Origin of the sequence: Pseudogemmatithrix spongiicola, from assembly GCF_030623445.1 — a bacterium.
Taxonomy (GTDB): domain Bacteria; phylum Gemmatimonadota; class Gemmatimonadetes; order Gemmatimonadales; family Gemmatimonadaceae; genus Pseudogemmatithrix; species Pseudogemmatithrix spongiicola.
Genome location: NZ_CP130613.1, coordinates 2,497,087 through 2,510,002, shown reverse-complemented (window position 1 = coordinate 2,510,002; position 12,916 = coordinate 2,497,087). Strand labels below are relative to the sequence as shown.

Genomic DNA, 12,916 nt, shown 5'->3' with positions numbered 1-12,916 from the left:
ACTTTGCCACAGAGACACAGAGGCACGGAGGGCTGCGTGCCGCGCACTGCGTTCAGCGAGACCGGACTCGTGGAACGCTTCCGCGTCGAACTCCGAGGCGCGTTGCGCAAGGCTCCGTGTCTCTGCGTCTCTGTGGCAAGTTCTTGAAAGCCTTACGCACGCGCCACAGCCCGCGCTGAGCGCTCGTACGGCGTTTCCGTCGACACGGCCGCCTGACGCCCGCTGAGCACGCCGTACCACGTGCGCGCCGAGTCGACGAGGATGATGAACGTCGCGATCAGGAAGAACGCGGCGACCGCCGTGTTCACTTGGTCGTTGAGGATGAGGCGCGCGGCGCCCGCGGCATCGCTCACGCCGGGAATCGGCTCGCCGGCCGCGAGCTTGTCACGCACCCACTGCGCGTGGCTCAGGAAGCCGATGCGCGGATTCGGGTCGAAGATCTTCGCAAGGCTGGCCGTCGACGTCACGATCACCAGCCACACCATCGGGATCACCGTGACGAAGGCGTACTTCGCCTTACCCATCTTGATGATGATGGTCGTGCCGACGCACAGCGCCACCGTGGCGAGCAACTGGTTGGAGATGCCGAACAGCGGCCACAGCGAGTTGATGCCGCCCAGCGGGTCAGTCACGCCCTGATAGAGGAACCACCCCCACATCGCGCAGACGATGAACGATGCGGCGACCACCGCCGGATACCAGCTCACCCTGCCGAAGGGCGCCCACACATGCTTGCCGAGGTCCTGCAGCATGAAGCGTCCGACGCGGGTGCCGGCGTCGACCGTAGTGAGGATGAACAGCGCCTCGAACATGAGGGCGAAGTGGTACCACAGGCCCATCGCGCCCTCGCCGCCGAGCACCGAGGCGAAGATGTTGGCCATGCCGACGGCCAGCGACGGCGCGCCGCCGGTGCGCGAGAGCAGCGAGCTCTCCTCGACCTGTGCGGCCAGTGCCGTGAGATCCGCCGGGTTGAGCGTGAAGCCCCAGGTGCGGATCACCTCCGCCGCGCTCTCTGCCGTGGTCCCGAGGATGCCCGCCGGTGCGTTGATGGCGAAGTAGATGCCCGGCGTCAGCACGCAGGCGGCGATGAGGGCCATCACCGCGACCAGGGACTCGGTAAGCATGGCGCCGTAGCCGACCATGCGCGCGTCGGCCTCGTTATCGAGCAGCTTCGGCGTCGTGCCGCTCGCGATCAGGGCGTGGAATCCCGAGATGGAGCCGCAGGCGATCGTGATGAACACGAACGGGAACAGCTTGCCCGCGAACACCGGACCCGTGCCATCCACGAACTGCGTCACGGCGGGCATCTGCAGCGGCGGCAGCACCAGCAGGATGCCGATCGCGAGGGCCAGCACGACACCGATCTTCACGAAGGCACTCAGGTAGTCGCGCGGGGCGAGCAGCAGCCACACAGGCATCACGGACGCCGCGAAGCCGTAGATCATCACCGCCCACGCCAGCGTCGGGCCGCTCAGGGTGAACATCGGCCCGAGCACCGCGTGCTCCGCGGCCCAGCGACCCACATACAGCGAGACGGCGAGCAGCACGAGGCCGATGAGCGACGTCTCGAGCACCGCGCCCGGCCGCAGGTAGCGCATGTACACGCCCATCAGCATCGCGATGGGGATCGTGAGTCCGACGGTCACGGTCGCCCACGCGGAGTCGCGCAGCGCGTTCACGACCACGAGCGCGAGCACCGAGATCAGGATGATCATGATGCCCATCACCGCGACCAGTGCGGTGTAGCCGGCGATGGGGCCGATCTCTTCCTTGGCCATCTGACCGAGCGACTTGCCGTCGCGACGCACCGAGGCGCAGAGGATGACGAAGTCCTGCACCGCGCCGCCGATCGCCACGCCGACGATGATCCACAGCGCGCCGGGCAGGAAGCCGAACTGCGCGGCCAGCGTCGGTCCGACGAGCGGGCCGGGGCCCGCGATGGCCGCGAAGTGGTGGCCGAACACCACCCACTTGTTCGTCGGCACGTAGTCGCGGCCGTCGGCCAGGCGCTCGGCGGGCGTCGCGCGCGTGGCATCGAGCGCGAAGATCTTGGCGGCAATGATCTTCGAGTAGAAGCGATATCCGACGGCGTACGTGCAGACGGCGGCCGTGATTAGCCAGGCGGCGGAGATGGTCTCGCCGCGGCGAAGGCCGAGGTAGGCGAACGCGGAAGCGCCGACGATCGAGACGGCGGCCCAGACGAGGGCGGAGAGCCAGCGGGGCATCGGGGAGGGGAAGAGGGGGAGGTCCCGAATGGCGGCCGCGTGGGGCACGGCGCCTGTCTGTCGCTGGCCAATCCTACGCGATTCCCTCGGTCTGGCGGAAGGGCGTCGCGCGATCGCGCCGCGACGGCCTCGTGCGGCCCAGCGGGTGGGAGCATCCGGGGTACGCGATTAGATTGCATGGATGCGTTTCCTCGCCTCTCTCGCGCTGCTCGCGACGCCGGTTCTGCTGGCTGCGCAGGGGGTCGCGCCCGGCGCCCGTCCCTTGGCGGCGTTCGCGTCGGAGCGGATGGCGGTCACGCCGGTGCAGTTCTGGCGATCCGACAGCACGGGATGGAGCCTGAGCGCTGACGGCGGGCAGCTGCGGGCGCAGCTCGACAGCGCCATCGCCCGCGAGTTCCGTTCGCGCGGAATGGCCACGCGCTGGGCCTTCGCCGGCGACGTCGTGCGCAGTGCCCGTCGCAATCCGACGCTCCGCGCCGATCCCACCGCGCTCGGCGCCGGGGCCTGGCGCCGTACGTTGCCGGAAGTCGGTGATGCGGTGCCAGCTCTCGTGGCGGACAACCTCCGCACGGTGACGGCGCTGGGCGACACGCGATTTGCGCTCATTCCCGTCGAGCTGCGTGGGCACGGCGACGAGGCCGTGCTGCGGCTCGTCATCACCGATACCCGTGCGCGCACGGTCGTTTGGGCTGCCGACCTCATCGCGGCGGGCCGCGAGGAAGCCGCCGCCGGGCTCGCCGCGCGGCTCGCCGATCTCGTTGTAGACCCGTAACACTCCCCCCGAGAACCATGTCCAAGAAGCTCGACGTCACGCTCATCCCCGGGGACGGCATCGGCCCCGCCATCACCGACGCCACCGTGCGGGTCCTCGAGGCCGCGGGCGCGTCGTTCACCTGGGACCGCCAGCTCGCCGGCATGGCCGCCGTGAAGGAACACGGCGACCCGATTCCCGAGGCCACGCTCGAGTCCATCAAGCGCACGAAGCTCGCCCTCAAGGGCCCGCTCGAGACGCCGGTCGGCAAGGGCTTCCGGTCGATCAACGTCGCGCTGCGCAAGGAGTTCGACCTCTACGCCAACCTGCGGCCGGCCAAGACCATCCTGCCGAAGAGCCGCTTCGAGAACGTCGACGTCGTGCTCGTGCGCGAGAACACGGAAGGCCTCTACGTGGGCGTCGAGAACTACGTGAAGATCGGCAGCGATCCGCACGCGGTGGCACAGTCGGTGGCGATCATCTCGCGCGTGGGCGCCGAGCGCATCGTGCGCTACGCCTTCGAGTACGCGCTCAAGCACGGGCGCAAGAAGGTCACCATCGTCCACAAGGCGAACATCCTCAAGTACTCGCAGGGCCTGTTCCTCGAGGTCGGGCGCCAGGTGGCCAAGGAGTACGAGGGCCGCGTGGCCAGCGACGACAAGATCGTCGACGCCTGCGCCATGGAGCTGGTGATGCGCCCGGACAAGTACGACGTGATCGTCACGACGAACCTCTTCGGGGACATCCTCTCGGATCTCACGAGCGGGCTCGTCGGCGGCCTCGGCCTCACCCCGGGCGCGAACATCGGCTACGACTGCGGCATCTTCGAGGCCGTGCATGGCACCGCGCCGGACATCGCGGGGCAGGGCATCGCGAATCCGACGGCGGTCATGCTCGCCGGTTGCCAGCTGCTCGATCACGTCGGTGACGATGCACGCGCGAATCGCATCCGCGCGGCCATCGAATCCGTGCTGCGCGAGGGCAAGACGGTCACGCGCGACGTCGGTGGCTCGGCGACCACCGAGCAGTACACCGATGCCGTGATTGCCCGCCTCGCGCGGGGCTGACGCTCGCATGCGGCTGCTGCAGGTCTCCGATGTGCACTTCGGCCGCCATGCGGTCGCCGAGTACACGGACGCGGTGGTCCGACGCGTCGCGGCGGGGCGCTATGCGGCCGTCGTCGTGGCCGGAGACCTGACGCAGCGCAATTTCCGCGAGCAGTTCCGCGCGGCGAAGCAGTGGCTGGATGCCATGCGTGCACACGCCCCTGTCCTCACCGTGCCGGGCAACCACGACGTGGCGTGGTGGTGGAAGCCGGTCGGTGTCGGCGTCGAGGCCCCGCTGCTTGCGGGATACCGCAAGTGGATCGACGCCGAGCTGGAGCCGACGCTGCAGCTGCCGGGCGTGACGATCGTCGGGCTCAACTCCTGCCACGGCGTGCGCACGTACACCATCACGACGCGGGCACGCGACCTCTCCGTGGTCGGCGCGATCCGCCCAGAGCAGTGGGCCAAGGCCAAGCGCGCGTTCGACGCGGCGCCCGCCGGTGACCTCAAGGTGTTGGTGTTCCACCACAACCTGCTGCGCGGGGACCTCTCGCGGCGCTGGGGGCTCGTGAACAAGGCCGACGGCATCGGCGAGGCGCTGCAGACCGGCGCCGACCTGGTGCTGAACGGGCACGATCACCAGACGCGCATCGAGGCCATCGAACTGACGGGGCGGCGCATGGTCGTGTCGCACAGCACGAGCTTCTGCGAGCGCACGCGCGGCGGGCTGCCGGCGGCGTTCCAGGAGATCGAGGTCGAACCGACGCGATTCGTCGTGCGGGCCTGCGTGTGGGACGCCGACGCGAAGGACTTTGCGCCGCGCAACGACCGGGTGTTCCCGCGATGACGCGCCGCGCGCAGGAGGATCAGCTCGGCCTGTTCTTCGCGCCGGAGCCCGCCATCGAGGGCAGTCGCGAGAGCGTGCTGGCGGTACAGCCGGCGCCGATCGACGAAGACCTCGATGCGGCGGCGATCGCCGAGCAGGAGGAAGAGGACGCGGAGGACGCCGCGCGCGCGGCGGACGTGCTGCTGGGCATCCTGCGCGGCATGGGACTGCAGCACATCCGCTCGCTGGTGTTGACGCGCAATCGCAGCGTGGTGGTGTCGCTGAAGGGCTATGAGCTGCGCGTGCACGAGGGTTTCTGCACGGCGCCGCGCGAGCTGCACGCGCAGATCGTGCGCTTCGTCATGGCCAAGAAGCCCTGGGAGCGGAATACGGCGCGACAGGCCATCCTCGCGTACCCGTTGCCCAAGCACACGAAGCCGCCCCGCGCGCCGGAGCGCACGCATCCCGAGGACGAGCCGCTGGCCGAGCGCTTGGCCGAGTGGCATACGCGCCTGAACGGCGAGCGCTTCGGGGCACAGCTCAAGCAGATCCCGATCCGCGTGTCGCGGCGGATGCTGCGGCGGCTCGGGCACTACGCGCCGGGCCTTGAGGGCGGCGGCGCCGAGATCGCGATCAGCGCCCGGCACATCCGGCGCGACGGCTTCGCGAGCGCCGTCGAGACGCTGCTGCACGAGATGGTGCACCAGTGGCAGCACGAGAACGGGCTGCCGATCGACCACGGCCTCGACTTCCGCCGGAAGTGCCGCGAGGTCGGGGCGGTGCCGCGGGCGAAGCGGCCAGCCTAAGCTGGCGCTACGACGCCTGCGCCGAGGGCCGCACCTCGCGCAGCAGCGCGGCGATCATGGCCTTGGCGAGCTCCTCTTCGCCCATGAACACCTCGACGCGCGGCTCGTGCCGCAGCTCCTCGGCTTCCTTGTCGCCGTGCGTGCGCACGATGACCGGTAGCTCGGGACGCAGGCGGTGCGCGATGTCCATGATGGCCTTCACGCCGACGGTGTCGGGCGTGGCGATCACGAGGGCGCGCGCGCGGGCGACGTGCGCCTGGATGAGGACCTCGGGCTCCGTCGCATCGCCCGCGACGGCGGCGATACCCTCCGAGCGCAGGCGCGCGACGATCTCGCGGTTCTGCTCGGCGACGACGAAGGTGAGGCCCTGCGCCGTGAGCGCCTCGCCGATGCGGCGGCCGACGCGGCCGTAGCCGACGATCAGCAGGTGGTTCGTCAGTTTGGCCGGCGTGTAGGAGTGCGGCAACTCGGCCAGCCGGTCGTTGGGACGCGCAAAATGCCGCGCCAGGCGGGATCGCTTCAGGATCCACTGCCGGGCCGGTTCGATCGCCGAGAAGATCACGGGGTTGAGCGCGATCGACACGACCGCCCCCGCGAGGATCAGGTTCTGCCCCTCGAGCGAGAGGAGGCCGAGCGACACGCCCATGCCCGCGAGGATGAACGAGAACTCGCCGATCTGCGCCAGCGCCGCCGAGACGGTGAGGGCCGTGTTGAGCGGGTAGCGGAACATCAGCACGAGCCCGAACGCCGCGATCGACTTGCCGATGATGATGATGAACAGCACCGTCAGGATCTTCAGCGGCTCCTGCCAGAGCAGGGCCGGATTGAAGAGCATGCCGACCGAGACGAAGAAGAGCACCGCGAAGGCATCGCGGAAGGGCAGCGACTCGTCGGCGGCGCGATGCGAGAACTCGGACTCGCGCATCACCATGCCGGCGAAGAAGGCGCCGAGCGCGTAACTCACGCCGAAGATCACGCCGGCCGCGTAGGCGATGCCGACGCCGGCGGCCATGACGGCGAGCGTGAAGAGTTCGCGCGAGCCCGTGCCGGCGATGCGCAGCAGGATCCATGGGAAGAGCCGGCGGCCGACCACGAACATGAGGACGACGAACAGCACCACGCTGCCCAGCGTCAGCGCGAGTTGCTTGCCCAGCGATTCGCCGGGCAGCGTGCCGTCGCCGGTGAGCGCGGCGGCGAGCGGCGGCAGCAGCACGAGGGCCACGACCATCGCGATGTCCTCGACCACCAGCCAGCCCACGGCGATGCGTCCCGTGAGCGTCTCGAGCGAGCCGCGGGCCTCGAGGGCACGGAGCAGCACGACGGTGGACGCGACGGACAGCGAGAGGCCGAACACCAGACCCGCGCCGACGTCCCAGCCCCACCAGTAGTGCGCCACCGCGTACCCCATCCCGGTCGCGACGGCGATCTGCAGGACCGCGCCGGGCACCGCGATGCGGCGTACCGAGAGCAGGTCCTCGAGCGAGAGGTGCATCCCCACGCCGAACATGAGGAGCATGACGCCGATCTCGGCGAGCTGCTGGATCAGCTCCAGGTCGCCCGTGAATCCGGGGGTGAACGGGCCCATCACGACACCCGCGACCAGATACCCGACGAGGGCCGGCATGCGCAGGCGCACGGCGATGTAGCCGAGGATCAGGGCCAGCACGAAGGCGCCGGCGATGGTCGAGATCAGGGAGACACTATGGGGCATCGGCACGCGGGCGTGAGGCGAGGTGTCGGACGCTGTACAGGCAAGCTACCGCGCCGCTGGGACGCGCGGCACCCGCTTTCGCTAGATTACAGGGTCTCTTTCCCCACGACCCGATGGCCTCCGATCTCGATACCCAGTCGTTTCTCGCCTCGCCGCAGCTCAAGCCGCGCGAGGGCGACCTCTTCAACATCGACGCCGCGCTGACCGAAGAGGAGCGCGCCGTCCGCGACTCCGTCCGCGCCTTCGTCGACGAGAAGGTCCTGCCGATCATCGGGCAGTGCTACGTGGACGGTCGCTTCCCGAAGGAGCTGATCGCCGAGATGGGCGCGAACGGCTACCTCGGCGCGAACCTGCCGGAGGAGTACGGCTGCGCGGGGCTGAGCAACGTCATGTACGGGCTCATCAACCAGGAGCTGGAGCGCGGCGACTCGGGCATCCGCTCGTTCGCCTCGGTGCAGGGCTCGCTGGTGATGTACCCGATCTATGCCTTCGGCAGCGAGGAGCAGAAGAAGCACTACCTGCCGAAGATGGCGAAGGGCGAGATCATCGGCTGCTTCGGCCTCACCGAGCCCGACTACGGCTCGAACCCCGCCGGCATGATCACGCGCGCCAAGGAGCAGAAGGACGGCTCGTGGATCCTGAACGGCGCGAAGATGTGGATCACGAACGGCTCGACCGCGCAGGTCGCGATCGTCTGGGCGAAGACCGAAGACAACGATGACTCGGGCAAGAGCATCCGCGGCTTCATCGTTCCGACCAGCACCAAGGGCTTCAAGGCCAACGGGCAGAAGGGCAAGCTCTCGCTGCGCGCGTCCGACACCAGCGAGCTCGTGTTCGACAACGTGCATCTGCCGGCCGATGCGATCCTGCCGAAGAGCGGCGGCCTCAAGAGCCCGCTGATGTGCCTCACCCAGGCGCGCTACGGCATCTCCTGGGGGGCGCTGGGTGCCGCCATCGCCTGCTACGAGGAGGCGCTGGCCTACTCGAAGGAGCGCGTGATGTTCGGGCGCCCGATCGGCGGCTTCCAGATCCAGCAGGTGCGTCTGGCGGACATGCTCACGGAAATCGTGAAGGGCCAGCTGGTGTCACTGCACCTCGGTCGCATGAAGGACGCGGGCACCTTCACGCCGCAGCAGGTGTCGTTCGCCAAGCGCAACAACGTGAACATCGCCACCGACATCGCGCGCGAAGCGCGGCGTCTGTTGGGCGGGAACGGCATCGTCGCCGAGTATGCGTCGATGCGGCACATGGCCAACCTCGAGAGCGTGTATACCTACGAGGGCACCCACGACATCCATTCGCTCATCCTCGGGCAGGCCGTGACGGGGATGAACGCGTTCGGGGGCTGAGCGGCCGCGGCGCTACGGGCTGCTGACGCGCCGGAGTCCGATGTTCTTCGCGCGACCCTGATCGAGGGCGGCACCGATGACGGTGCCGCCCTCGTTGCGTTGGAAGCGGATGGTGAGTCCGCCGCCCGAGAACTCGTCCTTGGTAAGGGCACGCATCCGCATCGCGGCGGCCCCGGGATGTTGGACGCGCAGCCCAGCGCTATCCGCCCATACCTGCCAGCGACCATCGAGTTCGTCGCTCTCGAAGGTGCCCGTGTAGGCCGCGAGTTCTGCCGCGCTTGGCGTGACGATGCTGATCCGCTGGATCGTCTGTTCGGGACTGTTTGGTTCCCGGAGCGTTGCGGCGTTGATGGGCCCCGAGCCGGGTGCCGCGTGGAATTCAAAGCTCACCTCGAACGGCAATCCCTCGACGCGAAACCGCGTGGTGCTCAGCGCCGTGAGGCCATAGCGACCCGGCGAGGTCAGTCGCAGGCCCGTGCTGTCCTGCACGAAGGTGAAGAGCATCGTGGCGCCCGGCGCGCGGAAGGTCCCGACGTAACGCTGTAGCGTGGCGCTCGGCACGCGCAGGCCGGGTGTGCTCGCGCGGCGCGCGGATGGGGCTGCCGCCGCCGCAGGTTCGGCGCGCAGCGCACTGCCCAGGTGCACGCCGGCGACGGCATCGGCCAGTGCGCTCGGATTGCTCCCGCCGTGATTGCAGAGGACGGCCACGGCGTAGTGCAGGCTCGGCAGGCGCAGCAACTCCGCACGGTATCCACCCCAGGAGCCACCGTGGCGTACGGTCGCCACGCCACGCAGTTCACCGTGCATCAGCCCCAACGCGTAGTTGATCCGCTCGCCGTTGGTGAGCACGCCGCGCGTCTGCAACGTGTCGAGCAGCGCCCGGCCGCCGACGGTGGGCGTGTAGAAGTTGCGGTCCCAGAGCAACAGGTCCTCGACCGTGGTGAACACGGCGCCGTCGCCGAGCTGCAGCCAGCGCGAGACGTCGAGCCGATAGCCATCGCCTCGCGGCTCGTAGGCCAGCGCCCGCTGCGCGATCACGTCGTCGTAGCTGCCAAGGTATTCGGTGTTGCGCATCCCGAGCGGCTCGAAGATGCGCGCCTGCGCCTCCTCGCGCAGCGACTTGCCGGTCACGCGCTGCACGATGATGGACAGGAGGAAGTAGCCGGAGTTGCTGTAGAGATGCTCGTCGCCCGGCAGGAAGTTCAGCGCGCGCTGGCGGCTGAGGATCCGCAGCGCGTCTTCGGGCGTGGTGACGTCGTCGATCTGATGACCGGAGAGGACCAGCAGGCCGATGTAGTCCCGGAGGCCGCTGGTGTGGTGCAGCATCTGGCGGATCGTGATCGGCCGCTCGTAGACCGGGAGCTCGGGGATGAAGCGACGCACGTCATCGTCGAGCGACAGCTTGCCCTCCTGCGCAAGCAGGACGATCGCCGTGGCGGCGAACTGCTTGCTGGTCGAGCCGATGTCGAACACGCTGCGACTCGTGATCGGCACGCTGCGCTCGAGGTCGGCGAGGCCGTAGCCCTGCGCGTAGATGAGGCGGTCGTCGCGATACGCCCCGACCGCGCATCCGGGGCTGCCCGGGGAGGTGAACTCCGCGAAGATCGAATCCACACGCGGGTCCGCCGCGAAGGTCGCCGGGGCGGCTGCCTGCGCCGCCAAGAGGGTGGGGGCGGCCGCAAGGACCAGCAGTGACGCGAGGCGGATCACGGAACAGTCTCCCGAAAAAGTCCCGAGAGTATCGCTCAGGACCGGCCCGGCCGCCAGAGAAAGGGCGTGAGCGCGAGCGCCGCGAGGACCAGCGGCCAGAGCCTACCCTTCCAGAGGGCGTAGTTCTCGAGCATCTCCGGCCACGACCGCCCACCGGCGATGCCGATGCCGAACTCGTACGCGACCGTGAGGGCGACGAGTATGACCGAGTAGAGCGCGAGCTGGCGCGTCGGCGTCGCCGCGGGAATGCGGAACATCAGGCGTGTGACGAGCAGGATGACGGCGATGCCCGACACGACGCTGAGCGTCTCCGCCGTCGCCTGCGACACGATACGCTTGAAGCCGAACTCGCGCAGCGCGCCGTTCAGCGGCATCGCGACGGCAAGGACCGCCCACGTGGCGATGAGGCGACGGTAGGTCACGGGCTCCTCCGAAGGGGACAGCCTCACGATGGCCTGCGCGGCCCGCTGCCGCCGTCAGGCGGATCGCCCGCGCTTCGTGCGGAGAGCCCTGAGTCTTGCGGGCTCGCCTGGTCAGGCATAGTGTATTGGATAACCCATACACTACGCCCATGCGCCAGCCCTCATCCGTTCGCTGCCTCCGGCTCGTCGGAACGCTTTTCCTCACACTGGCCTGCGCCTGCAGTCGCAGCGATCGGTCGGCGGCTGGTCCGGCGGATTGGCAGCTCGACCTCACGCCTGTGCTCGCCGTGGGAGACACCGAGGACAGCGACAGCGCGATGTTCGGCAGGGTCTCGGACGTACGCCTGCTGCCGAATGGGACGTTGGCCGTCGCCGACGCGGGCGCGTCGGCGGTGCTCCTGTTCGATTCGACCGGGGCGCCGCTCGGCAGGCGCGGGCGTAAGGGGCGCGGGCCCGGCGAGTTCGCCGGGCAGATCTCGCTCGCGCGGCTGGCCGACGACGCTGTGGCGGTCTGGGATCCGTCACAGTCCCGGTGGTCCCAGGTCCACGTCGCTCGCGCCGAGATCACGGTGCTGCCGGACTCGCTCGGCGACGCCGCGTGGGCGCACGCGGGCGTCATCGTGCTCGGCGAGGGGTTGGTCCCCGAGTGGGCCCCGTCCCTGCTGCGCGCGCTGGCGGACTCCATGCCGGCGATGAAGCTCGGATTCCTCGACGAGACGGCCCTGCTCTGGGTGAACCGCGATGCCGCGCTGCGTGAGTGGATGGCCTACGCGGGACGCGAGGCGCAGGGGCGCATCACGCTGCCAGCGAACTACCGGCCGATGCAATTCCGCGCCGATCGCGTGGTCGGGCTGTTGGCCGATTCGATCGGGCTCGAGCGCGTGGTGGTGTATCGTTTCGCGCGGCCGGCCGACGTCGTGCCCTCGCGCGCTCGCGCCGGCGCGGCGCCGATCGACTCGTCGGAGCGCGGCACGCTCATGTCTTCGATGCGTAACGCCGTGGTCGCGCAGGAGATGCACTACGCGACCGCCGGGCGCTACACCGCGCGTGCAGACTCGCTGTCGCTGGAGATGCCGCCGGGGATGCGACTGCAGATCATCGATGCGGACGGCCGCGCCTGGCGTGGCGCTGGTGTGGTGTCGGCGACTGGCTTCACCTGCGGGATGTACGTCGGGCTTGCGCCGCCGCGCGGCTGGCGGGAAGGGGCGCCCCGCTGCGCGTGGTAGGCCGGCGTCGGGTGCGGCACACCTACACCCGCGCCCGCCCGTACCGCTCCTGCATCATCCCGCGCAGCCACATCGGCATGTGCCGCAGCGCGAACACCACTGCCTTGTAGCGCTTGCCGGGGATCACCACCGTCGGCCCGCCGCCGAACGCGTTCTCCAGTGACTCCCGCACCACGCGGTCCGCATTGAGCCAGGCCCAACTCGGGATGCCCTTGGTCTTGTCGATCTTCATGCGGTCGTGGAACTCCGTGTGCGTGAACCCCGGGCAGAGCGCCTGCACCTTCACGCCCGTGCCGTAGAGTTCCATCGCCAGGCCTTCCATGAACACACGCTGGTAGGCCTTCGTGGCGCAGTAGTTCACGTTGCCCATGCTGGCCGTAAAGCTCGCCACCGACGCGACGGTGATCACGAAGCCCTCGCGGCGCTCGATCATCTTGGGGACGACCGCCCGCGTGAGCAGCATCGGCGCCATCACGTGCAACTCGAGCATCGTCGCCTGCTCGCCGACCGGGCGCGTGGCCAGCTTGCCCTTGGTGCCGAAGCCGGCGTTGTTCACGAGGACCATCAGGCGCTCTTCCTTGCTCAGGCGCTCGGCCAGCGCGCGCATGGGTTCGTCGCGCGAAAGGTCGCACTGGTACGGTTCGGCGGAGATGCCGTGCTGGAGCGAGAGCTCGTCAGCGAGCGCCGTGAGGCGATCGAGATCGCGCGCGACGAGCAGGAGGTCGAAGCCGCGCTGCGCGAGCTGCGCCGCGAACTCGCGGCCGAGTCCGGCGGAAGCGCCGGTGACGCAGGCCAGCGGCCGGGAGAATGCCTGATTGGTATTGGTCACGGGCCTAATCTATCA

11 protein-coding genes are annotated in these 12,916 nt (G+C 69.2%); 6 read left to right on the top strand and 5 right to left on the bottom strand.

The features are described from left to right. Positions 1–152: 152 nt before the first annotated feature. Entirely contained in the window at positions 153–2,225 is a 2,073-nt protein-coding gene (locus Strain318_RS11575) for a carbon starvation CstA family protein (protein ID WP_367885855.1), read from the bottom strand. 181 nt (positions 2,226–2,406) lie between these two features. Here Strain318_RS11575 and Strain318_RS11570 point away from each other — a divergent pair, with 181 nt between their 5' ends. From Strain318_RS11570 to Strain318_RS11555, 4 genes are read left to right on the top strand one after another with little or no spacing between them, the layout of a single operon-like run. Beyond that, positions 2,407–2,997, top strand: a complete 591-nt coding sequence (locus tag Strain318_RS11570) for a hypothetical protein (protein ID WP_367885854.1) — start codon at positions 2,407–2,409, stop codon at positions 2,995–2,997. A 17-nt stretch (positions 2,998–3,014) separates the two neighbouring features. After that, positions 3,015–4,043 carry an isocitrate/isopropylmalate dehydrogenase family protein gene (locus tag Strain318_RS11565; protein WP_367885853.1) on the top strand — a complete coding sequence of 343 codons (1,029 nt, stop codon included), beginning with the start codon at positions 3,015–3,017 and terminating at the stop codon, positions 4,041–4,043. A 7-nt stretch (positions 4,044–4,050) separates the two neighbouring features. After that, positions 4,051–4,869: a metallophosphoesterase family protein gene (locus tag Strain318_RS11560; protein WP_367885852.1), complete on the top strand. Its 819-nt coding sequence runs from the start codon at positions 4,051–4,053 to the stop codon at positions 4,867–4,869. Then, positions 4,866–5,654 (top strand): SprT-like domain-containing protein, encoded by a 789-nt coding sequence (locus Strain318_RS11555; protein ID WP_367885851.1) that lies wholly within the window; start codon positions 4,866–4,868, stop codon positions 5,652–5,654. Before Strain318_RS11560 ends, Strain318_RS11555 begins: the two co-directional genes overlap by 4 nt. Positions 5,655–5,661: 7 nt before the next feature. On the opposite strand, the gene Strain318_RS11550 is transcribed toward Strain318_RS11555, so the two are convergent. Continuing rightward, on the bottom strand, positions 5,662–7,365 hold the full coding sequence (locus Strain318_RS11550; RefSeq protein ID WP_367887912.1) for a cation:proton antiporter domain-containing protein: 1,704 nt from the start codon (positions 7,363–7,365) through the stop codon (positions 5,662–5,664). Between the two features lie 113 nt (positions 7,366–7,478). Between Strain318_RS11550 and Strain318_RS11545 the strand changes: the two genes are divergently transcribed. Then, positions 7,479–8,714 (top strand): acyl-CoA dehydrogenase family protein, encoded by a 1,236-nt coding sequence (locus Strain318_RS11545; protein ID WP_367885850.1) that lies wholly within the window; start codon positions 7,479–7,481, stop codon positions 8,712–8,714. A 12-nt stretch (positions 8,715–8,726) separates the two neighbouring features. Here Strain318_RS11545 and Strain318_RS11540 read toward each other — a convergent pair whose 3' ends face one another. Then, complete coding sequence (locus Strain318_RS11540) at positions 8,727–10,424, bottom strand: serine hydrolase domain-containing protein (RefSeq protein ID WP_367885849.1); 1,698 nt, start codon at positions 10,422–10,424, stop codon at positions 8,727–8,729. A 35-nt stretch (positions 10,425–10,459) separates the two neighbouring features. Beyond that, on the bottom strand, positions 10,460–10,846 hold the full coding sequence (locus tag Strain318_RS11535; RefSeq protein ID WP_367885848.1) for a hypothetical protein: 387 nt from the start codon (positions 10,844–10,846) through the stop codon (positions 10,460–10,462). 149 nt (positions 10,847–10,995) lie between these two features. Between Strain318_RS11535 and Strain318_RS11530 the strand changes: the two genes are divergently transcribed. Then, a complete protein-coding gene (locus tag Strain318_RS11530; RefSeq protein ID WP_367885847.1) occupies positions 10,996–12,072 on the top strand; it encodes a hypothetical protein in 1,077 nt (358 codons plus the stop codon). A gap of 22 nt (positions 12,073–12,094) precedes the next feature. On the opposite strand, the gene Strain318_RS11525 is transcribed toward Strain318_RS11530, so the two are convergent. Next, a complete protein-coding gene (locus tag Strain318_RS11525) occupies positions 12,095–12,901 on the bottom strand; it encodes an SDR family NAD(P)-dependent oxidoreductase (protein WP_367885846.1) in 807 nt (268 codons plus the stop codon). Between the last annotated feature and the right edge of the window lie 15 nt (positions 12,902–12,916).

Coding starts and splice junctions, on each gene's coding strand:
- Strain318_RS11575 (WP_367885855.1), bottom strand. CDS start 2,225: ATGCCCCGCTGGCTCTCCGCCCTCGTCTGGGCCGCCGTCTCGATCGTC.
- Strain318_RS11570 (WP_367885854.1), top strand. CDS start 2,407: ATGCGTTTCCTCGCCTCTCTCGCGCTGCTCGCGACGCCGGTTCTGCTG.
- Strain318_RS11565 (WP_367885853.1), top strand. CDS start 3,015: ATGTCCAAGAAGCTCGACGTCACGCTCATCCCCGGGGACGGCATCGGC.
- Strain318_RS11560 (WP_367885852.1), top strand. CDS start 4,051: ATGCGGCTGCTGCAGGTCTCCGATGTGCACTTCGGCCGCCATGCGGTC.
- Strain318_RS11555 (WP_367885851.1), top strand. CDS start 4,866: ATGACGCGCCGCGCGCAGGAGGATCAGCTCGGCCTGTTCTTCGCGCCG.
- Strain318_RS11550 (WP_367887912.1), bottom strand. CDS start 7,365: ATGCCCCATAGTGTCTCCCTGATCTCGACCATCGCCGGCGCCTTCGTG.
- Strain318_RS11545 (WP_367885850.1), top strand. CDS start 7,479: ATGGCCTCCGATCTCGATACCCAGTCGTTTCTCGCCTCGCCGCAGCTC.
- Strain318_RS11530 (WP_367885847.1), top strand. CDS start 10,996: ATGCGCCAGCCCTCATCCGTTCGCTGCCTCCGGCTCGTCGGAACGCTT.